Origin of the sequence: Micromonospora sp. NPDC049060 (assembly GCF_040649055.1) — a bacterium.
Lineage (GTDB): Bacteria > Actinomycetota > Actinomycetes > Mycobacteriales > Micromonosporaceae > Micromonospora > Micromonospora reichwaldensis.
The window spans coordinates 181,173-206,894 of sequence record NZ_JBEZEV010000001.1 but is presented as its reverse complement, the minus strand read 5'-3'; the positions used below and the strand labels follow the sequence as shown (position 1 = coordinate 206,894).

The window sequence follows — 25,722 nt, the reverse complement described above, 5'->3', positions numbered from 1 at the left end:
CCGGTCCGCCGCCGCGCGCCACCACCGGCCTTCCCTCCCGGGCCTGCGCCGACGGTGCCGGACGCGCGGCCGGCGGCTCAGCCGAGGCGCACGTGGGCCGGCCGTTCGGGCCGGCCGGTGCCGGTGCCGGCGCCGTCGAGCGTCGTGCCGACCGGGACGGCGGGCCGGGCCGGTACGACCGGCGCGTCCCGGCCGGTGCCCCGGTGGCCGTCCCCGTCGTGGCTCGACTCCTCGTGGTAGTCCTGCTCCACGTTGACCGACCACACGTCGTGCCGGGTGCCGCAGGCGATGTTCTCGGCGGTGAGCATGGCGGTCAGCATCGAGTGGTCCTGGTTGTTGTAGCGGTGCATGCCGTTGCGGCCCACCGGGTGGACGTTCGGCACCTCGCGCGCCAGCCAGTCCCGGATCACGTCGACGTTGTGCTGGTAACGCTCGTCGTAGACCGGGTACGCCTTCGGCATCCGCACCACGTACCCGGCCTCGACCACCCCCGGCCGGACCAGGCCGAGCCGCTCCAGCTCGGCCGTCGCGGCGGCGACCAGTTCGGCGTCCGGCGTACGCCAGGTCTCGTCGTCCTCGAACACGAAGTACTCCAGGCCGAGGCAGGTGCGGCCGTCCTTGACCAGGTGCGGCGACCAGGAGCCGAAGTTCTGGATCCGGCCGACCCGCACCGCCGGATCGTGCACGTAGATCCAGTTGTCCGGGAACGAGAACTCCTCCGGCACCACCAGCGCGACGGTCAGGAAGTCCCGGTACCGCAGGTCGGCCGCGGCGGCCCGCACCTCCGGCGGGGCCGCCGGGCGCAGCGCGGCCACCAGCTCCGAGATCGGCATCGAGGAGACGACGTGCTCCGCCGGCTCGGTACGCTGCCCGCCTGCCCCGTTGACGGTCACGGCGACGGCCCGGCGGCGCTCCGGGTCCCGGTGCACGGCGGTCACCCAGGTGCCGGTGTCCACCCGGCCCCCGCGCCGGCGCACCTCCTCGGCGCAGCGTTGCCACATCATGCCCGGGCCGAGCTTCGGGTACTGGAACTCCTCGATCAGGCTTGTCACGTCCTTGCGGTTGCGTCGGGGCAGCACCGCGTTGCGGACCGCCTTGGCCAGCGACAGGTTCTTGATCCGCTGGGCGGCCCAGTCGGCCTGCAACCGGTCGGCCGGCATCCCCCAGACCTTCTCGGTGTACGTCTTGAAGAACATCGAGTAGAGCCGCCAGCCGAACCGGGCCGAGACCCACCCCTCGAAGTGCGACTGGTCCTTCGGCGGGCGCAGCCGGGCCCGCGCGTACGAGCCCATGCACAGCGCGGCCTCCCGCACGCCGAGGTTGCGCAGGGCGTTCGCCGCGCTCAGCGGGTAGTCGAACAGGGCGCCCCGGTAGTAGATCCGGCTCATCCGGGGCCGCAGCAGGAAGTCCTCGTCGGGCAGGATCTCGTGCCAGAACTCCTCGACCCGGGCCACCTTCGTGAAGAACCGGTGCCCGCCGATGTCGAAGCGCCACCCGTCCCGCTCGACGGTACGGCTGATCCCGCCCACCACCTCGTCTGCCTCGAACACCCGGACCGCGCTGTTGCGCCGGAGCAACTCGTACGCCGCCGTCAGGCCCGCCGGCCCAGCGCCGATGACCACCGTGCCGTGCTCTTCGCCCATGCCCGTCGCCCCCTGCTTCCGCCTCCCGGAGGCGGCCCGCTTACCCGGCACCGGCCCGAACTCACCCCGGATTCCCGTCCGCCCCCCGGGACACCCCGACGGGCGGAGCGCCCGGGACGCGCCGCGCCGCGCCCGGCGCCCGGTTCCGCACCGGGATCGCGCCGACGTGTCAACGGCCCCGGAACGGGGATGTCGCACCGGTCGGGCCGCCGGACCGGGAGACGCGTGATGGACAGTGGGCGGGCCGTCTCGGAGCGGCGGTGGCGCGCGCTGCCCGTCCGGCTGGCCGGGCGCGGGCACGACCTGCGGCGGGCGGCGTCGCGGGCCGCTGGCCGGATGCCGACGCCGTGGCTGTTCGTCCTCGCGGTCTTCCTCGGTACGAAGATCGTGCTCAGCGCCCTCGGGGTGCTCGCGCTGAGCGCCTTCGACGACGTGCCCTGGGCCCCGCCGCCGGACGAGACGATGATGCGCGAGCAGCAGCGGGCGGTCTCCGGGCACCGCGCGGTCGCGCTCTGGTTCGCCTGGGACTCCTTCCTCTACGACCGCCTGGCGCAGCTCCCGCTCGACGAGCCGTGGCCCGACTTCGGCTTTCCCCTGCTCTATCCGTTCCTGGCCCGTCCGCTGGCCCCGCTGCTGGGCGGCGACACCGCGCTGGCGTTGCTGCTCGTCGCGAACGTCGCGTTCCTGCTGATGCTCTTCTACGCCCACCGGCTGGGCGAGCGGCTGCTCGGCGGCGACGCCGCCGCCCGCCGGTTCGTCCGCTACCTCGTGCTGCTGCCGGCCGGGTTCCTGTTCCAGGCGGCGCTGACCGAGTCGCTGTTCCTCTGCCTCGCGCTCGCCGCCTTCCACTACGCCGAGCGGCGGCGCTGGCTGCTCGTGGGCGTCGTCGGCTTCTTCCTGGCGACGAGCCGCTCGGTCGGGTTCCTCGTCGTGCTCCCGCTGGCGCTGGTGCTGCTACGGCAGCACGGCTACCGGCTGGGCCCGCGCGCGTGGTGGGCGTACGTGCGCACCGGCTGGCCGCTGGCGCTGGTGCCCGCCGGCTGGCTGGCGTTCATGGCGTTCTGCCGGTGGCAGAGCGGCGACTGGTTCGCCTACAAGCACGCCCAGGAGACGGGTTGGGGCATCCGGGTGCAGAACCCGCTGGCGGTGCTGTGGCACGGCCTCACCGGCAGCCCGCCCCGCGACGCCCTGCGGGTGTGGGTCGCCGTGCTGGTGCTGGCGGTCCTGCTCGCGGGCGCCCGCCGACTCGGGCTGCCCTATCTCGTGTATGGGCTGACCATGGTCCTGGTGCCGCTGTCGATGGGGCCGCCGGTGTACAAGAGCCTGCTGCGCTATCTGCTGGCCGTCTTCCCGGTCGCCCTCGTGCTGGCCCGCTGGGCCCGGCACGCGGGCGCCGACGCCTGGCTGACCGCCGCCCTGGCCCTGCTCCAGGGCGCGCTCTTCGTCACCTGGCTCGCCTACTGGACCCACTTCATCATCTGAGCCCGCCTACGCCTCCTGCCCGCGCGCCGGGGCGTCCGGCGTACGGGCGGCGACCGCGCGCACCAGCTCCTCGGAGAGCGCCGTCGAGACCAGCGCCAGCCGACTCGCGTCGGCCTGCACGTCGGCCTGCGCGACCGCCACGCTCTGCGACTCCAGGGCCGGATCGACCTCCCGCGTCGCCGTCGCCCCCGAGGTGAAGCGCCGGAGCGCCACCAGGACCGCCGCGGCCTCACCGGCGGCGTCGGCACGCTCGATGCTCCAGCCGGCCGCCACCGCCCGCTGCCGGGCGGCGCCGGCCACGGACTCGTCGAGCGGGCCCAACGCACGCAGGCCGTCGCTGATCTCGACGCAGCGGCGGTAGAGCCGTTCGCCCAGGCGCCACGCCCACCGGGGGTCGACCTCCGGCCGGCGCGGGGGATGCAGGGCGATGGTCGGCATCGCCCGGTACAGCAGGTACCACAACGCGTGCAGGTCGCGGTGCGTGGCGTACCGGCGCGGCCAGGCGCGGACGCCGTCGACCGCCTTGCGTGCCGTCGCCAGCACGAAGCTGGCCCCGATCAGCGACACCGACAGCGTGATCAGCGTCTGCGTCGCGGCCGGCTCGGGCCACGGCGGCGCCACCCCGGCCAGCTTGAGGCAGATGAACAGGGCCTTGTGCGCGACGAATCCCGCACCGAAGGCCGCGCCGGCACTGAGCAGCCGCATGCTGGTCCTCAGCCGGGCGCCGGCGTAGCGCGCGTAGCCGGCGGACACCCGCAGGATGTCCACGACCGTCACCCCGAGGCAGGTCAGGAACGCGAGCATGTAGACGCCGACCGGTGGCAGGTCGCCGTACCGCTCGGCGAAGTGCAGGGGCTCGGACTCGGGGAAGTCGGCCCGCGAGAACGCCGCGACCATCACGCCGAACGCGGCGGCGAGGAACCCGCCCCGCCGCGCCATCAGCCGGCGTGCCCGCCCCGGGTCGCCCAGGTGCAGGAAGAGAAACTGGATCGCCGCCGCGGCGAGCAGCGCCGAGCCGTGCTCCACCAGCTTGGCGAGGTTGGCCACGCCCGACACGCGGTCGAGCAGGCTGTGCACCGGCGCCCACCCGGCGGTGACGGCCACCCCCATCCCCAGACAGATCCCCGCGCTCGCCAGGATCCTCGGGTTGGCCGGATCCCGACCCAACGCCCTGAGCTTCACCAGGAACGCCACTGCGGCGACGCTGGCGGCGACCAGATGACCGACAGTGACGAGCACCCGATCTCCCGCCTAGTCCGTCAACGTCGCGGCGATGCGGTGCATGACGGCGGCCGTGACGCCGCCCAGCTCGTCGAAGGCCACGTCCTCGCCGCCGCCGTCGAGCCGTGCCCCCAGGTATGTCGCCAGCAGCTCCGCGTCGTGCTCCTGCTGCTCGTCGAACGTGGCGGGGGAGCGGGCGAGCACCCCGTGCGCCGCCGCCGGCTCACCCGTTCCGCCGGCGGAGGGCACCGCCCGCGCGGTGTGCCGCAGGGCGATGTGCATCAGCTCGTGCAGGATCGTCTGGACGCGCAGCACGGGCGGCGCGTCGCGACTGAACAGGACGTAGTCGGTCCCGGAGGTCGCCACCCACAGCCCGCAGGGCCCGGCCTGCCCGTCGACGCTCATCGCGGCGAGCTGGATGCGCCGACCGCGCGTGGTCTCGAGCGCGGACACCAGGCCCCGCACCGTCAGGGGCGACGGCAGGTCCACGTCGAGCTGGCGCAACAACCGCTGTCTCCGACGCCGTCGGTGCCACATCGCCCGCCATCACTCTCCCCGCCGGGCCGCCAGCCCGAGAGACCCCCGTGTCGTGTCACCCGCCCGCCGCGTCCACCCCGGACGGTCGACGCCCGTGCCGGCCGCGACGGCGCGGGTGCGGGCAGCATAGCCAAGCGCGACGACACTGTGACGCCCGAGCGGGGCGGAACGTGACAGCTCACGCCCGCGGTGTGCCCGCCGCCCGGGGCGGTCGGCAGAATGTGGACCGTGCACGACGTCATCGACCGCCCCGACCGCCGCACCGGCAGGCTGCTCGCCCGCGCCGCCACCGAGGTCTTCGCCCCGGCGCTGCTGGCCGCGCTGATGCCCGTCGTCGTGGGCCTGCACGCCGCGTCGCCCGTCGAGGTGGGCCTCGCCTGGGCCCTGGTCGGCTCCCTGTTCTGCTCGATCATCCCCAACAGCCTGATCTGGTGGGGCGTACGCCGGGGCCGGCTGACCGACCACCACATCAGGCGACGGGAACAGCGCCGACGGCCACTGGCGTACGGGCTGCTGTCCGTGCTGGTGGGCCTCGCCGTGATGATCGGGTTCGGCGCCCCGCGCCCCGTCCTGGCGATGGTCGTCGTCATGTTCGCCCTCGGCCTCGCCGTGACCGTGGTCAACCTGGCGTGGAAGCTCAGCATCCACGCGGCCGTGGCGGCGGGCGCGGCGGCCGTGCTCGTGATCGAGTTCGGACCGGCGCTGCTCGCCTCGGCGCCCGTGGTGGCGCTGGTCGGCTGGTCGCGGGTGCGCCTGCGCGACCACACCGTCGGTCAGGTGGCCGCCGGCACCGTCGTGGGGGCGCTCATCGCCGTCCCCACGTTCCTGCTGCTGCGGTGAACGGAGGCGGGAGCACGCCCTACGTCCGGCCGCGCCCCGTGGGCTTGTTGCGTGCCTCCAGCGCCGCGACCTGCTCCACGATGGCGCGTAGGCTCGCCCTGGGCGCCCCCGGCGGCATCCGGCGGGCCAGGACGGTGATCGTCTCCAGGTCGGGGTCGCCCTCGCCGTCTGCGGCCACGGTGTCGAAGAAGTAGCCCGGGGGCACCCGGAAGAAGTTGGCGAGCTGCTGGATGGCCGACCGGGTGGGATTGTCCCGTTCGCCGCTCAGCAGGTAGTTGACGTAGCTCGTCGAGAGCCCCGTGGCCCTGGCGACCTCCTCCGGCGAGAAGGGCCTGTCGCTGCCGGGCCGGCGATGCGTCTCGAACAGGTGCCGCAGCCGGTCGGCGAAGGACGTCGATCCGCTGGCCTTGCCGCCGTCGGCCATGACCACCCCTCCCGATCCGACCCGAGGACGCCCACCATAGTGGTTGGGCCGGGCTGCGCCGCCACAATGGTTGCGGGCCGTGGCGGACCGTGCTTGACTGACCACGCCGACCACTGTTGTGGCAGTGACACCGTAGCGGACAACCATAGTGTGTGGTAGGACACCCGCACCAGCGTGTGTCGACTCCGTGTCGGCGCGTCGGCCGACGACCGCCAGGCGCGGCACAGGGGACGGAAACGGGGGATGCGCAAGCCGCTCAGGGGTGCACCTCACCGCACGCCGAGGAGCAGCCGGCAGGGGGGACCGCAGCCGGTACGGCCGCGCGCATCTGGGGGGCCGTCCTCCGAGCGACCTGGCGCCAGGTGGCCCCGGGTGCCATGCCCGGGGCCACCGACGACGGTGTCCACCGTGGCCGGGGCGTCCCGGTGACCGGAGGGTCGTCAGCCGGCTGACGCGCCGGAACCCCCCGCCCGTGGGCGGACCGGGGTGACCTCGGCGGCCGGCCCGGTGCTGTCCCGGCGCACCACCTCGGCGGGCAGCACCTCGACGCGGGGCGCCGCGGCCCCCGGGTCGAGCGCCAACGACATCGCGCGGACCCCCATCTCGACCAGGGGCAGCCGGACGGTGGTCAGCGCCGGGGTGACGTCCCGGGCGATCGGCATGTCGTCGAAGCCGATGACCGACACCTGCCGGGGCACCGCCACCGACCGGGAGCGCAGCAGCGCCAGCGCGCCGATCGCCATCGAGTCGTTGAGCGCCACGACGGCGGTCAGCTCGGGGTCGGCGTCGAGCAGCGCGGCCGTCGCGGCGACACCGCCGTCGCGGTCGAACTCGGCGTGCCGGACGCGGTGCTCGGGCAGGCTCAGCCCGTGCGCGGCGAGGGACTCCCGCAGGCCGGTGAGCCGGTCGGTGGTGGTGGTGAGCACCGCAGGCCCGGCCACCACCCCGATCGCCCGGTGACCGAGTTCGTACAGTTCCTCGCCGATCAACCGGCCGCCGGCGCGGTTGTCCGGCATCACCGCGTCGCCGGAGTGCTCGTGCCGGCCGATGACCGCGACCCGTCCGCCGGTCGCCTCGTACGCGGCGAGCTTCTCGTTGAGCAGCCGGGTGAAGGTGGCGTCGTGGTAGCCCGAGCCGGCCAGGATGATCGCGGCGACCTGCTGGCCGCGCAGCAGCTCGACGTACTCCAGCTCGCGGTCCGGGTCGCGGTAGCTGTTGCAGATCATCAGCAGCCGGCCCTGGTCGGTGGCGACCCGTTGCAGGCCCCGGGTGATCTCGGCGAAGTAGGGGTCGGAGACGTCGTGCACGATGACACCCACCGCCACGCGGTGCGAGCGGGCCAGCAGTTGGGCGTGCGCGTTCGGCACGTACTGGAGGTCGGCGACGGCGCGCAGCACGCGCTCGCGGAGCTCCTCGGTGACGGGCTTGCTGCTGCCGTTGATCACCCGGGAGGCGGTCGCGGGCGAGACCCCCGCCCGCCGGGCCACGTCGGACAGGGTCGCCACTGCCGCCCCCTCGGTCGTTTCTCGACGGCCGCGCCCCGGTGCCGGCCATGCGTCACCGTACCGCAGCGAAAGCGCTTCCCCGCCCCGGCGCCCGCCCGCGTGGCCCGGCGGTCGGCGCCGGCCGCGAGACGGGGCGAACAGCCTCTTGCCTGAGGAGGGAGGCGTTCCCTACGCTGCCCAGGAAAGCGCTTGCCTGAGATCCGCCGCCGGGAGCCTCCCGGCGGCGGCGCAGGCGTGGAACAGGTCGCCCGCCGCCGGTCCCGGTCGGAGGCGCCCGCGGAGGGAAGGAACACCATGACCCGCAGGTCGATAGGCATCATCGTCAACGGCGTCACCGGCCGGATGGGCTACCGGCAGCACCTGGTGCGCTCACTGCTCGCCATCCGCGAGCAGGGCGGCGTGCCCCTGGCCGACGGCACGTCGATCTGGCCCGAGCCCGTCCTGGTCGGGCGCAGCGAGACCAAGCTCCGCGAGATCGCCGAGCGGCACGGGCTGACCGACTGGACCACCGACCTGAGCGCGGCGCTGGCCCGCGACGACGTCGAGATCTACTTCGACTCCCAGGTAACCCAGCAGCGGGAGAAGGCGATCCGCCGGGCGCTGGACGCCGGCAAGCACATCTACACCGAGAAGCCGCTGGCCGAGGACACCGAGGGCGCCCTCGACCTGGCCCGGGCGGCGCGCGCCGCCGGCGTGCGTACCGGGGTGGTGCAGGACAAGCTCTTCCTGCCCGGGCTGCGCAAGCTCAAGCGGCTCATCGACGGCGGCTTCTTCGGCCGGATCCTGTCGGTGCGCGGGGAGTTCGGCTACTGGGTGTTCGAGGGCGACTGGCAGCCGGCCCAGCGCCCGTCCTGGAACTACCGCAGCGAGGACGGCGGCGGCATCGTCGTGGACATGTTCCCGCACTGGCAGTACGTGCTCGAGGAGCTCTTCGGCCGGGTGCGTACGGTCTCCTGCCTCACCGCCACGCACGTGCCGCAGCGGGTCGACGAGGCGGGCCGCACCTACCCGGCGACCGCCGACGACGCCGCGTACGGCATCTTCGAGCTCGACGGCGGCGTGGTCGCGCAGCTCAACTCCTCGTGGTGCGTCCGGGTGCACCGCGACGAGCTGGTCGAGTTCCAGGTCGACGGCACCGAGGGCAGCGCCGTGGCCGGGCTGCGCAGCTGCCGGGTGCAGCACCGGGCGGTCACCCCGAAGCCGGTGTGGAACCCCGACCTGCCGGTCACCGAGCCCTTCCGGTCGCAGTGGACGGAGGTGCCGGACAACGAGGAGTTCGACAACGGCTTCAAGGTGCAGTGGGAGGCGTTCCTGCGGCACGTCGTCGCCAACGAGCCGTTCCCGTGGGACTTCCTGGCCGGCGCGCGCGGCGTGCAGCTCGCCGAGCTGGGCCTGCGGTCGGCGCGCGAGGGCGCCCGCCTCGACATCCCGGAGCTGGACCTGTGAGTGCGACGAGTGAGCCGGGTCTGCGAGCCCCGCAGTCGCGAACGGAGGTGGCGCTGTGAGCGCGAGCAATGAGGTGGTGCTGCCGGGTGGGCGGCGGTACCGGTTGACCGGGGGCGCCGGCTTCCCGCGCCCCGCCGGGCCGCCGAGCAGCCGGATCGCGTACGCCGCCGCGCACGTGGTGGCCGATCCGACGGCCGAGAACGTCCCCGGCGCCCCGGCCGTGCTGGACTGGGACCGCACCCTGGCCTTCCGGCACCACCTGTGGTCGTACGGCTTCGGGGTGGCCGAGGCGATGGACACCGCGCAGCGCGGCATGGGCCTGGACTACCCGGCCACCCGCGAGCTGATCCGGCGCAGCGCCGCCGAGGCCCGCGCGGTCGGCGGGCGGATCGTCGCCGGGGTCGGCACGGACCAGCTCCCGCCCGGCCCGGCCACCCTGGCCGAGGTCGCCCGCGCCTACCGCGAGCAGCTCGACGACGTGCGGGCCGCCGGGGCCCGCCCGGTGCTGATGTGCAGCCGCCACCTGGCCGCCGCCGCCCGCGACCCGGAGGACTACCTGCGGGTGTACGACGAACTGCTCTCCGCCGTCGACGAGCCGGTGGTGCTGCACTGGCTCGGCCCGATGTTCGACCCGGCGCTCGCGGGCTACTGGGGGTCGGCCGACCTCGACGAGGCCGCCGACGCCGTCGTCGGGCTGATCAAGGCCCACGACAGCCGGGTGGACGGGATCAAGGTCTCCCTGCTCGACGCCGGCCGCGAGGTGGCGCTGCGCCGCCGGCTGCCCGCCGGGGTGCGCCTCTACACCGGCGACGACTTCCACTACCCGGAGCTGATCCGTGGCGACGCGAGCGGCCACTCCGACGCGCTGCTCGGGGTGTTCGCCGCGATCGCGCCGGCCGCCGCCGCGGCGCTCGCGGCACTGGACCGGGGGGACCTGGCGGCGTACGACCGGATCTTCGCCCCGACCGTGCCCCTGGCCCGGCACATCTTCGCGGCCCCCACCTGGCACTACAAGACGGGCATCGTCTTCCTGGCCTGGCTGACCGGGCACCAGGACCACTTCACGATGGTCGGCGGGGCGCAGTCCGGCCGCTCGCCGGCGCACCTGGCCACCCTGCTCACCCTCGCCGACGCCGCCGGGCTGCTGCCCGACGCGGACCTGGCCGCCGCCCGCGCCCGGGCGCTGTTCACGGTGGCGGGGGTTGACCAGTGAGCGCGAGGAGTGAGCCGGACCTGGGGCGGTTCTCGTTCAACCAGGCCACGTCGCAGCACTGGCCGCTGCCCGAGGTGGTCGCCGGCTGCGTCGCCGCCGGGGTGCCGGGGATCGGGCTCTGGCGGGAGCCGGTCGCCGAGTACGGGTTGGCCCGCGCCGCGAAGCTGGTCCGCGACGCCGGCCTGGCGGTCACCTCGCTCTGCCGGGGCGGGTTCTTCACCGCCGACGGCTGGCGGGAGGAGAACCTGCGCGCCATCGAGGAGGCCGCCACCCTCGGCACCTCGGTCCTGGTGCTGGTCTCCGGCGGGCTGCCGGCGGGCAGCCGGGACATCGACGGCGCCCGCCGGCAGGTCGCCGACGCCATCGCCGAGCTGGCCCCGCACGCCGCCGCAGTGGGGGTGACGCTGGCGATCGAGCCGCTGCACCCGATGTTCAGCGCCGACCGCTGCGTGGTGTCCACCCTCGGCCAGGCGCTCGACATCGCCGAGCGGTTCGACCCGGGCGTGGTCGGGGTCGTCGTCGACGCGTACCACGTGTGGTGGGACGACACGGTGTACGCGCAGATCGCCCGGGCGGGGGCGCGGATCGCCGCGTTCCAGGTGTGCGACTGGGTCACCCCGCTGCCCGAGGGGGTGCTGCTCGGCCGGGCCCTACCCGGCGACGGCTGCATCGAGCTGCGCCGGCTGCGGGAGGCCGTGGACGAGGCCGGCTACGCCGGGCCGGTCGAGGTGGAGGTCTTCTCGGCCGAGGTGTGGGCCCGGCCCGGCCGGGAGGTCCTCGACGCGTCGGTCGCGGGCTACCTGCGTCACGTCGCCTGACGACGGGTCCCGGCCGGTCGGGCGGCTGGCCGGGATCCGGGCGAGGATGAGGGGGTGACCGACCGACGGGTGCACCTCGACGACCTCGGCGCGTGGCTGATCAAGGGCAACGCGGACCGGGTCGACCTGGCCGGCCGCTTCGCCCGTGATCCGCGGGTGACGGGCTGGTGCGTACGCCCCGGCTACCGGGCCCGGCTGATGCGCGCCGGTCAGCCGGTGGTCCTCTGGGCCAGTGGCAGCCGCGGCCGGCTCGCGTACGGCGTCTGGGGCGTGGGGCTGGTGGCCGCCGCCGCGGTGCCGGGGGAGCCGGGCGCGGCCTGGACGGTGCCGTTGGACCTGACGGTCCTTGACGAGGCGCACCGGGTGCCCCGTGAGTCCTTCCGGGGCGACGTGCGGCTGGCCGGCGCGGAGGTGCTCAGGCAGCCGCAGGGGGCCAATCCGTCCTTTCTCACGGCGGCCGAGTTCGCCGCGCTGCGCGAGCACCTGCCACCGCGCTGACGGGTGCCCCGCCGTCTTCACCCAGCCCTTCCGGCTCTCTATGATCGGTGAAAACTGTCGCCAGGCAACCGGTCAAGAACCGGCAAAAAGCTACAGGGAAGGGTGGGCATGGCGCTGTCCGCGACCGTCCTCGCCGAGCTGCGCGGGATCGTCGGCCCGTCGCACGTGCACGACGCGGCCGGCGACCTCGTGGCGTACGCGCGGGACGCGACGCCGTTGTTCTCGCACCGCCCGGACGCGGTGGTCTTCCCGGCCGACACCGCCGAGGTCGCCGCGGTGCTGGCACTCGCCACCCGGCACCGGGTGCCCGTGGTGCCCCGCGGCGCGGGCTCCAACCTGTGCGCCGCCACCGTGCCGCTGCGCGGCGGGATCGTGCTGGTGCTGACCCGGCTCAACGTCATCCTGGAGGTCAGCGGGGACGAGTTGCTCGCCCGGACGCAACCGGGCGTGACCAGTGCCGCCCTCGCCGACGCCGCCGCCGCACAGGGCCTGCTCTGGGCGCCCGACCCCGGCAGCCGGACCGTCGCCACGGTCGGCGGCACCATCGCCACCTGCGCGGGCGGGCTGCGCGGCCTGAAGTACGGCGTGACCCGCAACTACGTGCTGGGCCTGGAGGCGGTGCTGCCCACCGGTGAGGTGATCCGCACCGGCGGTCGGCTGTGGAAGGACGTCGCCGGCTACGACCTGACTCGGCTGCTCACCGGCTCCGAGGGCACCCTCGCCGTGATCACCGAGGCGACCGTGGCGCTGCTGCCCGCACCGGCGTCGGCGAACACCGGGGTCGCGTACTTCCCGACGCTTGCCGACGCGGGGGAGGCGGTCGCCCGGGTGATCCGGGCCGGGGTGGTGCCGGCGACGCTGGAGTTCCTCGACCGGGCCTGCATCGACGCCGTCGAGGACTTCGCCCACCTGGGGCTGCGTACCGACGCCGGCGCCCTGCTCCTCTTCGGCGACGACGGCCCGCCCGACCTCGTCGCCGCCCACCTGGAGCGGATCGGCGCGGCCTGCGTCGAGGCCGGCGCGGTGGAGGTCACCACGGCCCGCGAGGTCGCCCAGGCGGAGGCGCTGCTGGCCGCCCGGCGCTGCGCGCTGCCGGCGCTGTCCCGCCGGGGCGGGGTGACCATCCTGGAGGACGCGACCGTGCCCCGGCCACGCATCGCCGAGATGGTCGACCGGATCGACGCCATCGCCGCCCGGCACGGCGTCGCCATCGCCACCTTCGGCCACGCCGGCGACGGCAACCTGCACCCCACCTGTGTGCTCGACTCGGCCGAGGACCACGACGCCGTACGCCGGGCCGAGGCGGCCTTCGCCGACGTCTTCGCCGCCGCCATCGACCTCGGCGGCACCATCACCGGCGAGCACGGGGTGGGGGCGGCGAAACTGCCGTTCCTCGCCGCCCGCCTCGGCGAGGACCAGCTCGCCCTGCTGCGCCGGATCAAGAGCGCCTTCGACCCGGCGGGCATCCTCAACCCCGGAAAGCTGGGCTCATGACCGGCGACGTGTTCGACCCGGAGCAGTTGTCGCGCTGCATCTCCTGCGGGTTCTGCCTGCCGGCCTGCCCCACGTACGCGATGACCGGCGACGAGGCGTCCTCGCCGCGCGGCCGGATCACGCTGATGCGGGCGTTGCAGGACGGCACCCTGCCCCCGGACGACGACACCCTCGCCGAGCAGTCCTCGTTCTGCCTGGGCTGCCGGGCCTGCGAGCCGGTCTGCCCGGCCGGGGTCGAGTACGGCAGCCTGCTGGAGCAGTGGCGGGTGCACCAGTGGCGGGGCTGGCGGCGACCGCTGGTGGCCCGGGCGCTGATGCTCTTCGTCGAGCAACGCTGGCTGCTGCGGCTGTCCGGCCTCGTCCGCCGCGCCGCCCGCGGCCGGCCCGCCACCGCACGGCGGGCCATGCCTGGCCCGGCGGGGCCCGCCCCGTCCGCGCCGAGAACGGCCCCGGCAGCCGTCCCCGCCGCCGCGCAGGACCCGGCCGACACGCCGGGCGCGCAGCTCATGCTGGGCTGCGTCGAGCGGGGCCTCTACCCGGCGGTCAGCCGGGCGGCGCACGCGCTCGCCCCCGAGCTGGCCGTTCCCACCACCCAGGGCTGCTGCGGCGCGCTGCACGCCCACAACGGCGACCTGGCCGGGGGCGAGCGGCTGGCCGAGCGGCTCGGCGCGGACCTGCCCGGCACGATCGTCACCACCTCCGGCGGCTGCGCCGCGCACCTGGCCTCCGTACTCGGCCGGGACCGGGTACGCGAGCTGTCCACCTGGCTCGCCGACCGGCCCGCCGGGGCGGAACTGCGAGTGGGCGGCCGACGCGCCAGGGTCACCCTCCAGGACTCCTGCCACCTGCGCAACGGCCTCGGCGTCTTCGCCGAGCCCCGGACGCTGCTGCGCCAGGTCGCCGACTACGTCGAGCTGCCGTCGGCGGCCGCCTGCTGCGGCGCCGCCGGCACGTACTCGCTGCTGCGGCCGAAGGACTCCCGGCGGATCCTGGACGCGAAGCTCGACGAGATCGAGGCCGCCGGCGTCGACCTGGTGGTGGCCGTCAACCCGGGCTGCCTGCGGCAGTTGCGCACGGGGCTGCGCCGGCGCCGGTCCGCCGTGCGGGCCGTGCACCTCGCCGAGCTGCTCGCCCGGATCGAGTCGCCGTAGCCGGCCGGGGCCGCCGGGCGCACCTGCGGTGCACCCGGCGGATGATCACTCCGTACGGATGCCGTCGGGGCGGGTGAGCCGCCACAGCACCGGCAGGCTGAGCCCCGTCACCAGCAGCACCACGGCCGCCCCGAGGCCGGTGGAGATGCCCAGCGCCGGCCAGGCGACGGTCACCGGCGTCTGCACCATGCGCAGCAGCACCGCGCCGAGGGCGAGGCCGAACACCACCGCCAGGGCGAGCCCGATCACCACCGGCACGGCGCTCTGCCACAGCACCGACCAGCTCAGCGTGGATCGCCGGGTGCCCACCGCGACCAGCATCGCCAGCAGCCGGCGGCGCTCCCGCAGCTGCTCCAGCACGCCGACCAGCATGCTGGCCCCGATCAGCAGCAGGGTGACCACCGCGCCGGCGTAGAGGCCGCGCTGGACGTTGACGAACTGGCTGGCCTGGCGGTTCTCGGTCAGCGTGAGCACCGAGGCGTACGGGTCGACGCCGGCGGCGGCGTTGCGGACGTGCTCCACCGCGTCCGGCCGGTCGGCCGCGAGCCGCAGGTACGCCTCGGCGCGCAGCGGCCCCAGCCGGGCCGTGTCGACCGCGCCGGGAGTGGCCAGCACCCCGCCCTGCCGGTAGCCGGACGGGTCGCTGCGCACCGGTGCCTCCCGGGCGGAACGGGGAACCCGCCAGGTCACCCCGCTGACCGTGACCGTGCCGCCCGGCCGGATGCCGGCGGACTGGCCCTCGGGATCGCGGACCAGGAAGACGTCGCCATCGGCGCACCGGTCGAGCCGGCCGAACTCGGCCAGCGCCGCGCAGTCGCCGATCCGCAGCGTGCCGTACGCCTCGCCGGCCGTGACCGAGGTGGCCAGGGTGGCGTTGCTCGCGGTCACCCCGGGCGCGCCGGCCAGCCGGTCCAGCCCCGCCGCCGCGTCCGACTGCGGGGAGAACTGCACCTGCACCTGGGCCCGGGAGGTGTCCTGGCCGGTGTCGAAGGTGAACCGACCGGCGACGCCGGCGAAGAGCATCTGCAACCCGATGGTGCCCGCCACGGCGACCGCGATGCCGTTGACCAGCCGCGCGGAGGCGGCGCTGTCGAGCTGGAGGCGGCGCACCGCGAGCTGCCACGCGACCGGGCCGCCGCGCAGCCGGCGTACGAGCAGGTCGGTGAGCCAGGGCAGCAGGGTGACCACGCCGGCCAGCAGGAGCACGGCGCCGGCCGCGGTCTGCCGCTCGCCGCCCAGCGGCGCGACCCCGGCGGCGCCGGCCAGCAGCAGCCCGAGCCCGGCGGCCGGCAGCAGCAGCCGCCACACCAGCCGCCGGCGCACCGGCGTCGCCCGCCGGGTCACCCCGAGCGGCTCGACCAGCACGGCGCGCATCGACACCAGCGTCACCACCACGGCGAGCGCCGGCACCGCCAGCGCGACGGCGGCCACCAGCGGCAGCGGCGGGCGCACGTCGGCGGCGTACACGCTGAGGTCCATGAGGGTGACCAGCGGCACCACCTGCCGGCCGAGCGCGAAGAGCACGCCGCCGGCCGCGACGCCGAGCAGCGCGCCGGCGGCGGCCTCACCGGCGGCGATCCGGCGGACCATCGCGGCGTCGGCGCCGACCAGGCGCAGCGCGGCCAGCCGCCGGTCGCGCCGCTCGCCGCCGAACCGCACGGCCGCGCCGAGGAAGACCGCGATGGGCAGCAGCAGAACCACGAAGATGACGACCACCAGCACCACCAGCACCGGGTCGAAGGCCTCGCCGGGCAGCCCGCCGCCGAACGCGTCCAGCCGGGTGGCGTCGTCGGCGGCGAGGGTGTCGCTGCCCAGGTAGTAGGCCAGCTCGCGGGGGCCGGCCAGCCCCTCGTCGGCGATGACGCCGGTGACCGTGGCCCCGCCGAGGCGGGGGGCGAACAGCGCGCCGTCGGCGGAGCCGAGCAGGTCGCGCAGGGCGGGGGAGACCAGCACCTCGCCGGCGCGGGGCAGCGCGGCCACCCCGGGCGGCGCCGGCGCGGCCGGTCCCTCGGGCCGCAGCACCCGGCCGCGCACCGGCTGCCCCCGGAACTCGGTGTCGGTCTGGCGGATCAGCAGGGTGTTCGCGGCGGCCGGGATCTTCTCGCCCATCCGCAGGTCGTCGCGGGCGTCGCCGCGCGCCTGCCGGGCGTCCAGCGCGCCGGGCACCGCGGCGGCGAGCAGCAGCATCGCCACCCCCACCCCGACGCCGACCGCCGTGAGCACCGCCCGCAGCCAGCCGTCCCGGCCGCCCGTGAACGCCATCCGCGCGCCCATGCCCAGGTCGGCCGCGCGGTCGCGCAGCCGCGTCACGCCGCGACCTCCAGGTCCCGGGTGCGGCCGTCGCGGACCACGACCTCCCGATCGGAGTACGCGGCGACCCGCGCCTCGTGCGTCACCAGCACCACGGCCGCCCCGGTGTCCCGGGCGGCGGCGGTGAGCAGCCGCATGACCCGCTCGCCGTTGAGCGAGTCGAGGGCGCCGGTCGGCTCGTCGGCGAAGACCACCCGTGGCCGGGTGACCAGTGCCCGGGCGACCGCCACCCGCTGCCCCTGCCCGCCGGAGACCTCGCCGGGCCGCTTGCCGGCCACCTCGGCGACCTCCAGGCGGTCCAGCCACTCGGCGGCCCGCCGCTCCGCCTCGCGCCGACCGACCCGGCCCAGCCGCAGCGGCAGCGCGACGTTCTCCAGGCAGGTCAGCTCCGGTACGAGCTGGCCGAACTGGAAGACGAAGCCGAACTCCTCGCGGCGCAGCGCGCTGCGCTCGGCGTCGCTCAGGGCGGCGAGGTCACGGCCGGCGTAGCGGACCCGGCCGGAGTCGGGCCGGGTGATTCCGGCGAGGCAGTGCAGCAGCGTGGACTTGCCGGAGCCCGACGAGCCCATCACGGCCAGCACCTCGCCCGGGTGGACGCGCATGCTCGCCCCGGCGAGCGCCCGGGTCGGGCCGAACGAGCGGTGCAGGTCCTCGGCGAGCAGCAGCGGGGCGCTCACGACCGCACCGTCGCGGCCAGCTCGTCGAGACGGGCGGCGGTCAGCTCCAGCCAGCGCAGGTCGGCCTCCAGGTGGAACAGCGCGTGGTCGCAGACCAGTTGCTCGGCGAGGTCGCCGTCGCGCTTGCGGCGGGTCAGCTCGCGCATCATCCGCAGGTGCTCGGCGCGCTGCACGTCGAGCACGTCGGCGGCGGGGCGGCCGGTCAGCAGGGCCAGCACCACCTTGGTGTAGAGGGTGCTCTGCAGGTACGGCTCGGGCTTCTCGGCCCGGGCCAGCCACTGCGCCACGTCGGTGACGCCCGCCTCGGTGATCGCGTACCGCTTGCGTTCCGGGCCCTCGCCGGGCTCCACCGCCTCCACCTCGACGAGGCCGCCGCGCAGCAGCCGGGACAGGGTGGCGTAGACCTGCCCGTACGCGAGCGGTCGGGCGTGACCGAAGCGCTCGTCGTAGAGGCGTTTGATGTCGTAGCCGTGGCGGGGGGTGGCCTCGAGGAGGCCCAGGAAGGTCTGTCCGATCGACATGCCGGCGACTATACACACCGCGTATACCCGGAGTGTATAGCGGTACATTGCCCGCTCAACCGTCTGCATCGGAGGTCACCGTGTTCGCCCTGTCCCTGACCGAGGACGCGGAACTGCGTCCCCTGGAGCCCTGGCGGGCCGAGGAGTTCCTCGCCCACCTCGAGCGGGCCCGTACGCACATCGCGCCCTGGGTGTCGCCCTCGTTCCTGGTCGACGACCTGGCCGGTGCCCGGGCCGTGCTCCAGCGCTACGCGGAGCTGTGGGCGCGTGACGCCGGCGGTATCTGGGGCATCTGGCGGCGGGGCGAGCTGGTCGGCGGGGTCATGCTGGTCTCGTTCGACGCCGCCAGGGGCGTCTGCGAGGCGGGCTGCTGGCTGGAGCCGGCCGGGGAGGGCCACGGGCTGGTCAGCCGGGCGGTCGGCCGGCTAATCGACTGGGCGGTACGGGAACGCGGCATCCACCGCGTCGAGTGGCGCACCAAGCCGGACAACACCCGCAGCATCGCCACCGCCCGGCGGCTGGGCATGCACCTCGACGGGACGCTGCGCCAGGTCTATCCCGGCCCGGCCGGACGGGGCGACATCGAGGTGTGGTCGGTGCTGGCGCCCGAGTGGCGCGGCGTGCGCTCAGACGCCAGCGAGCACCGCGTCGAGTGAGCGGGGCACCCCGTCCGGCTCCAGCGCCGCCACGAGCAGCCGCGCGTACGCGCTCTTGCGGCCGGACCGGGTGCCGAGGAACCGGCGCAACTGCGCCTCGACGGCCCGACCCCGCTGCGCCGGCTGTCGCTGGAACAGGTCGAACGAGCGCAGCTCGCCCTCGGCGGCGAGCACCGCCCGCACCCCCGCGACGCCGACCGCCCGGATCAGTTCGTCCTCCAGGTCGGCCACGCAGACGTGGAACCCGAGGGCCGTCAGGTCGGCCCGGGACAGGTCGACGCCGAAGCCGCAGCGTTCCAGCGCGCGCCGGAAGTAGCCCTCCTCGGCCTCGTCGTAGAGGCCCGCCAGCCGCAGGCCGCGTCCCGCCGGGCCGAGCAGGTCGAGGAAATGGCCGATGTTCGTCGCGCCGCCCATGGCCACCACCCGTACGCCCTCGGCGTCGAGGTCCCGGCCGCGGCGCGCGGCGAGGGTCTCCAGGGCGACCCGGTCGCTCGGCCCCTCGACGAGCACGACCGTCCGCGCGTCGATCCCGGCCGCCAGGTCACCGATGCTCCGCACTCCGCCTCCCCGTTCCCGATGCCGCAGCGCCCGCCCGGGGTCGGCCCGGCGGTCCGGCCCCGACATGCGGGACGTACCACCGGGACCTGTGTCGGGCGGGCCAGCGCGGCCCGTCGCCCGCCGGGGCAGCGCGGCCGTGCCCGCCAGGGCAGCGTGGACCGGGCCGGCCCCCGGCGCAACCGGATTGCGGGCGGCAGGGAACCGCCGGGGACCGGCGATCGTGCCGCCGCCCGGGCCGGGTGGCCCGGACGGCGGCGCCGGCGTCAGGGCAGCGACTTCAGGAACGGGCCGTGGCTCAGGCGGAACTCCCAGGCGTAGAACCGGTCCCAGTTGATCGACCAGGTCATCAGGCCCCGGAGGGCGGGATTGGTGCCGCTGCGCGGGGTGTACGGGCCGCAGCCCTGCCCCTTCACCAGGCAGGTCACCGCGGCCTGCACCCCGGCCGGGGCGAGATAGCCGTTGCCGGCGCTGGGGGAGGAGGGGGCGCCGAAGGCCACCTGGTCCTCACGCAGCGGCGGGAAGACCCGGTCGGCGTTGCCGGCGACGGGGAAGCCGGCGAGCAGCATGTCGGTCATCGCGATGTGGAAGTCCGCGCTGCCCATGGTGTGGTACTGGTTGTCGAGCCCCATGATCGGCCCCGAGTTGTAGTCCTGCACGTGCAGCACGGTGATGTCGTTGCGCAGCGCGTGGATCACCGGCAGGTACGACCCCGCGCGCGGGTCCTGCCCGCCCCACGGGCCCGAACCGTAGTACTGGTAGCCGAGCTGGACGAAGAACGTCTCCGGCGCCATGGTGAGGACGAAGCCCGCCCCGTACCGCTGCTTGAGGGTGCGGATCGCGGAGATCAGGTTGACGATCACCGGCGTGGTCGGGTTGCGGAAGTCGGTGTCCCCGGTGTCCAGGTAGAGCGAGTGGCCCTCGAAGTCGATGTCGAGCCCGTTGAGGCCGTACCGGTCGATGATGGCCGCCACCGACCGGACGAAGGTGTCCCGGGCGGCGGTCGTGGTGAGCTGCACCTGGCCGTTCTGCCCGCCGATGGAGAGCAGCACCTTCTTGCCCTGCGCCTGCTTGGCGCGGATCGCGGCGATGAACTCGGCCTCGGTCTCGACGCCCGGGCACTCGGCCGCCGGGCAGAGCTGGAACCGGATGTCGCCCGAGGTGACCGTGGTGGGTTCGCCGAAGGCGAGGTTGATGATGTCCCAGTCGGCGGGCACGTCGGCCATCCGCAGGTAGCCCGAGCCGTTGGCGAAGCTGGCGTGCAGGTAGCCGATCAGCGCGTGCCGGGGCAGCCCACCCGTCGGCGGCGGCGTGGTCGGTGGGGGCGTGGTCGGCGGAGGCGTGGTGGGTGGCGGGGTGGTGGGCGGCGCCGTGGTGGGCGGGGCGGTCGTGGGCGGTGCCGTGGTCGGCGGGGTGGTGGGCGTGCCGCCCGAGCAGGGCGCGCCGTTGAGCGTGCAGTTGGTGGGGGAACCGGAGCCGGTGGCCAGGAAGCCGAACGACACCGAGGCGCCGGGGGCGACGGTGCCGTTCCAGGAGCGGTTGGTGAAGGTGTGCCGCTGGCCGACGCTGTTGACCGTGGCGTCCCAGTAGGAGCCGAGCGTGGTGCCCGTGGGCAGGGTGAAGGCCACCTGCCAGCCGGTGATGGTGGCCGGGCCGCCGTTGGTGACGGTGTAGCGGCCCTCCCATCCGGTGCCCCAGTCGGCGGTCTTGACGAAGGTGGCGGTCGGGCCGGCGGCCTGGGCCGGCGCGGCGAGGGTCAGCGTGGTGGCGGTGACGGTGGCGAGGGCCGCGACGGCGGCCAGCAACAGGTTTCGGGCAGGGCGACGCATCCGGACCTCCCGGGTACGAGGGCCGTCGGATCGACGGATGCACAATTATTAGGATTGTTAACTGTAGTTGTCCAGATCGAAGTGTGAGGAAGGGGCCCTTCCTATCGCCCAGGCGATAGGAAGGCCCTCGGGTCAGCGCCTGGCCTCGCGACGCTTCAGGGTGCGCTCGTAGTCCTGGAACCGCGCCTTGGCGATGGCCGAGCGGTCCGCCGCGCGGAGCACCAGCCCCTCGGACCGGCCGGCCGGCCCGTCCAGGGCCACCAGGGTCCGAGGCAGGTGACCGGTCAGGAACGCGTGCGTCCCGTCGATGTCGCGGGGCAGCTCCCCGGCGGGGACGGTGGCCAGCCGGGGCACCGTCGGCAGGTCCAGCGCGTCGGCCCGCCCGACGAGGTCCGCCTCGCCGAGGAAGCGCTGGCCGCCGCCGTCGCGCCAGGCCGAGATCCGCTGCGCCGGCCAGTCGAGCATCGGCGTGGGGTCGTCCAGCACGGCCACGTCGAAGAGCCGGTGCCCGACCCGGCGCTCGGCCGTGTACTGCCGGGAGGCGGCGGTGACCTTGCCGCCGTACACCTCCAGGTAGAAGACCGTGATCCGGTCGTCCGCCGCCGCGACCGTCAGCCGCTCGGCCACGTCGCGCAGGGCGTCCACGATGCCCAGCGCGGGGTTGCCGATCAGGTCGCCGCGCGCGTACAGCAGCTCCTCGCGGCTGCCGATCAGGTACGCGCCGCCGGGCAGCACGACGATCCGGGCGTTCGTCCCGTCGACCTTCTCGGTGAGGGTGACCGGCCCGGTGAACGCCACGCACTCCGCCAGCAGCCCGCCGTCGCCCGGGTCCAGGGCGTGGTAGGTGGGGATCGACGGGTACTTGGTCAGCGAGTTGATCCTCCGCAGGTCGACCGTCCGGACGTCGAGGCGGGACACGGCAGCTCCTTCATCGGTGGGGTGCGCCGAGCCGGTTCGCGGTGCGGCGCCGGGCCGGCAGCGTATCCGCCGCGGGGGCCCCGGCTCGCGCCAGTTTCCGGTCCGCGCGTCCACCCTGGACCGTCGGCGTGCGGAAATGTCGTACCCGGGGGCGACCATCCATCCATGGCTGTCCCCGCTCTCACCCCGCACACCGACCGGCCGCGCTCGGTGCCGCTTCGCGAGGCGCGCACCCGGCTCACCCAGCTCGTCGCGCTGGCCGAGTTGACCGACACCGTCACCGTCGTCACCCGCGACGGCGATCCCCGCCCGGTGGCCGCGATCGTCCCGGCGGCCGCCGCCCGCAGCGCCGCCCAGGCGCGTGCCGACACCGACCGCCTCGCCGCCGTCACCGCCGGCTGGGCCCGGCGCCTCGACGAGGCGCACCGGCGCAGCGCCCACCGGCACGCCGCCGAGCTGCGCGCGGTCACCGCCGCCCTCGCCGACGTCTGGGCCGAGCTCGACCGCCGGGTCACCCCGGGCAGCGACCCCGGCCTCGCCCGCCTCCGGGCCGCCCACGCCGACCTGCTGGCCGCCGACCCCGCCGCCTGACCCGCCCGGGTCCGCGCCGCGTCCGGCGCCGCTCGCGTCCGCGCCGTCCCGGGATCCGCGCCGTCCCGGGATCCGCGCCGTCCCGGGATCCGCACCATCCCGGGCTCAGTGCCGCGCCGTTGCCTGGCCAGGATCCGGTGTGCCGCCGTCGACCGCGCCCCGACGCCGCCGCGGGCAGCGCTCGCGCGGGCCGCCGGCCCTCGGGCTGCAGGATGTCAGCCGGCGGGGTACGCGTGGGTCTGCGCCGCCTTCACCGCGGCCCAGACCGGCCGGCCGGGGGCCAGTCGCAGCTGTGCGGCGGCGGCCGGCGTGACGTCCGCCGACACCCCGATCGGCCCGTCGAGCTGCACCCGCAGGTCGTCGCCGTGCCGCTGCACGCCGGCCACCGTCGCCGCCCAGGTGTTGCGCGGGCTGCCCTCGGGGCGTGCCGGGTGCAGGGCCACCGCCGAGGGCCGGAAGGCGACGAAGACCTCCCCGTCGAGCCGGTCGGCGACGGTGAGGGTCAGCCCGTCGGCGACCCGGACCCGGTGCCCGTCGGCGTGGCCCCGGTGCAGGTTCAGCCCGACGAGCCGGGCCACGTAGTCGGTGCGTGGCCGCGCCGTGACGGTCGCGGCGTCCCCCTCCTGCACCACCCGGCCCTCCTCGACGACCACGAGCCGGTCGGCCAGCACCAACGCGTCCAGCGGGTCGTGGGTGACAAGCAGGGTGGCCCCCGGGTGCGCGGCGAGGTGCCGGTGCAGCTCGGCCCGGGTGTCCAGCCGGGTGCGGGCGTCGAGCGCGGCGAGCGGCTCGTCGAGCAGCAGCAGCGCCGGCTCGACGGCGAGCGCGCGGGCCAGCGCGACCCGCTGCGCCTGCCCGCCGGAGAGGTGCCGGGGCCGGCGGTGGGCGTGCTCGGCCAGGCCGACCCGGTCCAGCCAGTCGTGGGCGGTCCGCCGGGCGGTCCGCCGGTCGGCGCCGTGCCGCCGGGGCCCGAAGGCCACGTTCTCCCACGCGCTCAGGTGCGGGAACAGCAGGTAGTCCTGGAAGACCACGCCGATCGGCCGGCGCTCGGTCGGCGTCCAGGCGCGGCGCTGCGGCCGGTCCAGGTCGACGCCGTCGAGGGTGAGGTGCCCGCCGGTCAGCGGGAGCAGGCCGGCGAGCGCGCGCAGCGCGGTGGTCTTGCCCGCCCCGTTGGGGCCGAGCAGCGCGACCACCTCGCCGGCGGCGACCCGCAGCGCGACGTCGAGGCGGAAGCCGTCCCGTTCCACCACGAGGTGCGCGTCGAGCAGGGGCGCGCTCACGGGCTGGTGATCCAGCGGTCGCGCAGTCCGGCGAGGATGGCCACCGAGACGGTGAGCAGCACGAGGCTGAGCACCACGGCGGCCTGCACGTCCGTCTCCAGCGCCAGGTAGACCGCCAGCGGCATGGTCTGCGTACGCCCCGGATAGTTGCCGGCGAAGGTGATGGTGGCGCCGAACTCGCCGAGCGCCCGGGCCCAGCACAGCACCGCACCGGCCGCCAGGCCGGGAGCCACCAGGGGCAGGGTGACGTGGGTGAACGTCGTCCAGCGGCCGGCGCCGAGGGTTGCCGCCGCCTCCTCGTACCGGCCGTCGGCGCCGCGCAGCGCCCCCTCCACGGCGATCACCAGGAACGGCATCGCCACGAACGCCTCCGCCAGCACCACCCCGGCGGTGGTGAACGGCAGGGTGATCCCGAAGGTCGCGTCGAGCCAGCCGCCGAGCAGGCCGCGCCGACCGAAGACCAGCAGCAGCGCCACCCCGCCGACGACGGGCGGCAGCACCAGCGGCACGGTGACGAGGGCGCGTACCAGGCGTCGGCCGGGAAACTCGACGCGGGCCAGCAGCCAGGCCAGCGGCACCCCGAGCAGCAGGCAGAGCAGCGTGGCCAGCGTGGCGGTCAGCAGGGACAGCCGCAGCGCGGTGAGCACGCCCGGTGCGGCGAGCCGCTGCGGCAGGTCGGCCCACGGCGTACGGGCCACCAGCCCGACCAGCGGCAGGACGAGGAAGACCAGGCCCAGCACGGCCGGCAGCAGCAGCGCGACGGGCACCCCGGGACCCCGCCGGCGCAGGCGTCCGCTGCGGGTACGCGTCACGGCGCCTGGAACCCGGCCGCGGTGAGCACCGCGCGCCCCCGCTCCGAGCGGACGTACGCGACGAAGGCCCGCGCGCCGTCGGGGTTGGGCGCGTCCCGCAGCGCGACGATCGGGTAGTCGTTGACGGCGCGGGCGGACTCGGGGAACTCGACGGCCGTCACGTCGGCCGCGGCGGCCAGGGCGTCCGTGCGGTAGACGAGGGCCGCGTCGACCTCGCCGAGCCGCACCTTGGACAGCGCGCCCCGCACGTCCTGCTCCAGGGTGACCGGGGTGAGCGCGACCGAGGCGGCGTCGAGCGCCGTCCGCGCCGCCGCCCCGCAGGGCACCTGCTCCGCGCAGAGGGCGACCTTCACGCCCGGCCGGGCCAGGTCGGCCAGCCCGGCGACGCCCCGTGGGTTGCCCTTCGGCACGGCGACGACGAGCTGGTTGCGGACGAAGACCACCGGGTCGCCGTCGGCGTTGCCGGCCTCGGCGACGGTGGTCATGTTGCGCGTCGCCGCCGAGGCGAACACGTCGGCCGGGGCGCCCTGGTTGATCTGGGCGGCCAGCGCGGCGCTGCCGGCGAAGTTGAGGACCACGGTCGTGCCCGGGTGGGCCGCCTCGAAGTCTTGGCCGATCCGGGTGAACGACCCGGTCAGCGAGGCCGCGGCGAACACGGTCACCGTGCCGTCCGTCGACCCGCCACCGGCGGTGGTGCCCGCGCCGCACCCGGCCAGGGCCACCAGGGCGGTGATCGCCGCCGCCGCGACCGTCCGCGCCCGCCGCGCCGCTCTCACGACCCCTGCCTCCCCCGGGAGGCCCCGGACGGGGAGGCGCGTTCCACCACCACCGTGGTCGACTTGATCACCGCGACGGCAAGCGAACCGACGCGCAGGTCCAGCTCGTCGACCGCCTCCCGGCTCATCAGCGAGACGACCCGGAACGGCCCGGCCTGGATGTCGACCTGCGCCATCACGGTGTCCTTGACGACGTTGACCACGATGCCGCGCAGCCGGTTGCGGGCCGAGGAGGCGTCCGACCGGTCGTCCGGCTCGGCGGCCTGCCCCCGGGCGAACGCGGCCAGCTCGACCCCGTCGATGACCCGGTGCCCGTGCTCGTCGCGGCCGGCGGCGAGCCGCCCGGCGTCGACCCACCGGCGCACGGTGTCGGCGCTGACGCCGAGCAGCTCGGCGGCCTCCCCGATCCGGAACGTCGTCACCGGCCCAGCCTAGCGCCCGGCAGATGCGAGGATAAGAGCGGGCCGCCCATCGCGGATGCGGCCCGGACAAGCCTATGTTCCTCGTGTTCGCGGCAGACGCCGC

Annotated in this window: 25 protein-coding genes; 10 read left to right on the top strand and 15 right to left on the bottom strand. The window is 75.4% G+C overall.

The genetic code is table 11. From position 1 onward, the window contains the following. Window positions 1-77: 77 nt before the first annotated feature. Complete coding sequence (locus AB0B83_RS00940) at window positions 78-1,643, bottom strand: NAD(P)/FAD-dependent oxidoreductase (RefSeq protein ID WP_357576380.1); 1,566 nt, start codon at window positions 1,641-1,643, stop codon at window positions 78-80. Window positions 1,644-1,871: 228 nt separating this feature from the next. On the opposite strand from AB0B83_RS00940, the gene AB0B83_RS00935 reads away from it, so the two are divergent. Continuing rightward, window positions 1,872-3,125, top strand: coding sequence for a hypothetical protein (locus AB0B83_RS00935; RefSeq protein WP_357576379.1), 1,254 nt, complete (start codon window positions 1,872-1,874; stop codon window positions 3,123-3,125). Window positions 3,126-3,131: 6 nt separating this feature from the next. Here the strand turns inward: AB0B83_RS00935 and AB0B83_RS00930 are convergent, their stop codons facing one another. Further along, window positions 3,132-4,364, bottom strand: coding sequence for an MAB_1171c family putative transporter (locus tag AB0B83_RS00930; protein ID WP_357576378.1), 1,233 nt, complete (start codon window positions 4,362-4,364; stop codon window positions 3,132-3,134). Window positions 4,365-4,376: 12 nt separating this feature from the next. After that, window positions 4,377-4,853, bottom strand: a complete 477-nt coding sequence (locus AB0B83_RS00925; RefSeq protein WP_357576377.1) for a hypothetical protein — start codon at window positions 4,851-4,853, stop codon at window positions 4,377-4,379. A gap of 258 nt (window positions 4,854-5,111) precedes the next feature. Between AB0B83_RS00925 and AB0B83_RS00920 the strand changes: the two genes are divergently transcribed. Continuing rightward, window positions 5,112-5,723: a phosphoesterase PA-phosphatase gene (locus AB0B83_RS00920; RefSeq protein ID WP_357576376.1), complete on the top strand. Its 612-nt coding sequence runs from the start codon at window positions 5,112-5,114 to the stop codon at window positions 5,721-5,723. A 19-nt stretch (window positions 5,724-5,742) separates the two neighbouring features. On the opposite strand, the gene AB0B83_RS00915 is transcribed toward AB0B83_RS00920, so the two are convergent. Further along, a complete protein-coding gene (locus AB0B83_RS00915) occupies window positions 5,743-6,147 on the bottom strand; it encodes a helix-turn-helix domain-containing protein (RefSeq protein ID WP_357576375.1) in 405 nt (134 codons plus the stop codon). A gap of 440 nt (window positions 6,148-6,587) precedes the next feature. Further along, complete coding sequence (locus AB0B83_RS00910) at window positions 6,588-7,652, bottom strand: LacI family DNA-binding transcriptional regulator (protein ID WP_357576374.1); 1,065 nt, start codon at window positions 7,650-7,652, stop codon at window positions 6,588-6,590. Between the two features lie 294 nt (window positions 7,653-7,946). Between AB0B83_RS00910 and AB0B83_RS00905 the strand changes: the two genes are divergently transcribed. From AB0B83_RS00905 to AB0B83_RS00880, 6 genes are all read left to right on the top strand, one after another. Continuing rightward, window positions 7,947-9,098, top strand: a complete 1,152-nt coding sequence (locus tag AB0B83_RS00905) for a Gfo/Idh/MocA family oxidoreductase (RefSeq protein WP_357576373.1) — start codon at window positions 7,947-7,949, stop codon at window positions 9,096-9,098. Between the two features lie 103 nt (window positions 9,099-9,201). Beyond that, complete coding sequence (locus AB0B83_RS00900) at window positions 9,202-10,311, top strand: dihydrodipicolinate synthase family protein (RefSeq protein ID WP_357576407.1); 1,110 nt, start codon at window positions 9,202-9,204, stop codon at window positions 10,309-10,311. After that, window positions 10,308-11,129, top strand: a complete 822-nt coding sequence (locus AB0B83_RS00895) for a sugar phosphate isomerase/epimerase (protein ID WP_357576372.1) — start codon at window positions 10,308-10,310, stop codon at window positions 11,127-11,129. Before AB0B83_RS00900 ends, AB0B83_RS00895 begins: the two co-directional genes overlap by 4 nt. Before the next feature lie 54 nt (window positions 11,130-11,183). Further along, window positions 11,184-11,627 (top strand): hypothetical protein, encoded by a 444-nt coding sequence (locus AB0B83_RS00890; protein ID WP_357576371.1) that lies wholly within the window; start codon window positions 11,184-11,186, stop codon window positions 11,625-11,627. A gap of 108 nt (window positions 11,628-11,735) precedes the next feature. Beyond that, window positions 11,736-13,121 carry an FAD-linked oxidase C-terminal domain-containing protein gene (locus AB0B83_RS00885; RefSeq protein ID WP_357576370.1) on the top strand — a complete coding sequence of 462 codons (1,386 nt, stop codon included), beginning with the start codon at window positions 11,736-11,738 and terminating at the stop codon, window positions 13,119-13,121. Next, complete coding sequence (locus AB0B83_RS00880; protein WP_357576369.1) at window positions 13,118-14,272, top strand: (Fe-S)-binding protein; 1,155 nt, start codon at window positions 13,118-13,120, stop codon at window positions 14,270-14,272. Before AB0B83_RS00885 ends, AB0B83_RS00880 begins: the two co-directional genes overlap by 4 nt. Window positions 14,273-14,317: 45 nt before the next feature. Here the strand turns inward: AB0B83_RS00880 and AB0B83_RS00875 are convergent, their stop codons facing one another. From AB0B83_RS00875 to AB0B83_RS00865, 3 genes are read right to left on the bottom strand one after another with little or no spacing between them, the layout of a single operon-like run. Next, window positions 14,318-16,582, bottom strand: a complete 2,265-nt coding sequence (locus AB0B83_RS00875; protein ID WP_357576368.1) for an ABC transporter permease — start codon at window positions 16,580-16,582, stop codon at window positions 14,318-14,320. Beyond that, a complete protein-coding gene (locus AB0B83_RS00870) occupies window positions 16,579-17,259 on the bottom strand; it encodes an ABC transporter ATP-binding protein (protein WP_357576367.1) in 681 nt (226 codons plus the stop codon). Before AB0B83_RS00870 ends, AB0B83_RS00875 begins: the two co-directional genes overlap by 4 nt. Beyond that, window positions 17,256-17,780 carry a PadR family transcriptional regulator gene (locus tag AB0B83_RS00865; RefSeq protein WP_151453153.1) on the bottom strand — a complete coding sequence of 175 codons (525 nt, stop codon included), beginning with the start codon at window positions 17,778-17,780 and terminating at the stop codon, window positions 17,256-17,258. The genes AB0B83_RS00870 and AB0B83_RS00865 overlap by 4 nt, the downstream gene beginning before the upstream one ends. Window positions 17,781-17,860: 80 nt before the next feature. Here AB0B83_RS00865 and AB0B83_RS00860 point away from each other — a divergent pair, with 80 nt between their 5' ends. Next, a complete protein-coding gene (locus AB0B83_RS00860) occupies window positions 17,861-18,436 on the top strand; it encodes a GNAT family protein (RefSeq protein ID WP_357576366.1) in 576 nt (191 codons plus the stop codon). Here AB0B83_RS00860 and AB0B83_RS00855 read toward each other — a convergent pair. The 3 genes from AB0B83_RS00855 to AB0B83_RS00845 all read right to left on the bottom strand — a co-directional run bounded on the left by AB0B83_RS00855 (window position 18,407) and on the right by AB0B83_RS00845 (window position 21,738). Beyond that, a complete protein-coding gene (locus tag AB0B83_RS00855; protein ID WP_357576365.1) occupies window positions 18,407-18,994 on the bottom strand; it encodes an ATP-dependent endonuclease in 588 nt (195 codons plus the stop codon). The genes AB0B83_RS00860 and AB0B83_RS00855 overlap by 30 nt on opposite strands. A gap of 263 nt (window positions 18,995-19,257) precedes the next feature. After that, entirely contained in the window at window positions 19,258-20,820 is a 1,563-nt protein-coding gene (locus AB0B83_RS00850) for a cellulose binding domain-containing protein (protein WP_357576364.1), read from the bottom strand. 132 nt (window positions 20,821-20,952) lie between these two features. Then, window positions 20,953-21,738 carry an RNA ligase family protein gene (locus AB0B83_RS00845; RefSeq protein WP_357576363.1) on the bottom strand — a complete coding sequence of 262 codons (786 nt, stop codon included), beginning with the start codon at window positions 21,736-21,738 and terminating at the stop codon, window positions 20,953-20,955. 165 nt (window positions 21,739-21,903) lie between these two features. Between AB0B83_RS00845 and AB0B83_RS00840 the strand changes: the two genes are divergently transcribed. After that, entirely contained in the window at window positions 21,904-22,329 is a 426-nt protein-coding gene (locus AB0B83_RS00840; protein ID WP_357576362.1) for a type II toxin-antitoxin system Phd/YefM family antitoxin, read from the top strand. Window positions 22,330-22,544: 215 nt separating this feature from the next. Here AB0B83_RS00840 and AB0B83_RS00835 read toward each other — a convergent pair whose 3' ends face one another. Genes AB0B83_RS00835 through AB0B83_RS00820 form a run of 4 tightly spaced genes read right to left on the bottom strand, consistent with a single transcriptional unit; the run spans window position 22,545 to window position 25,619 of the window. Continuing rightward, window positions 22,545-23,609, bottom strand: coding sequence for an ABC transporter ATP-binding protein (locus tag AB0B83_RS00835; protein ID WP_357576361.1), 1,065 nt, complete (start codon window positions 23,607-23,609; stop codon window positions 22,545-22,547). Beyond that, the gene (locus AB0B83_RS00830; protein WP_357576360.1) at window positions 23,606-24,421 is read right to left on the bottom strand and encodes an ABC transporter permease; all 816 of its coding nucleotides are present in this window, start codon (window positions 24,419-24,421) and stop codon (window positions 23,606-23,608) included. Before AB0B83_RS00830 ends, AB0B83_RS00835 begins: the two co-directional genes overlap by 4 nt. Further along, window positions 24,418-25,197: a molybdate ABC transporter substrate-binding protein gene (gene modA / locus AB0B83_RS00825; RefSeq protein ID WP_357576359.1), complete on the bottom strand. Its 780-nt coding sequence runs from the start codon at window positions 25,195-25,197 to the stop codon at window positions 24,418-24,420. The genes AB0B83_RS00830 and modA overlap by 4 nt, the downstream gene beginning before the upstream one ends. Further along, entirely contained in the window at window positions 25,194-25,619 is a 426-nt protein-coding gene (locus AB0B83_RS00820; protein WP_357576358.1) for a helix-turn-helix domain-containing protein, read from the bottom strand. The genes modA and AB0B83_RS00820 overlap by 4 nt, the downstream gene beginning before the upstream one ends. Window positions 25,620-25,722: the final 103 nt, after the last annotated feature.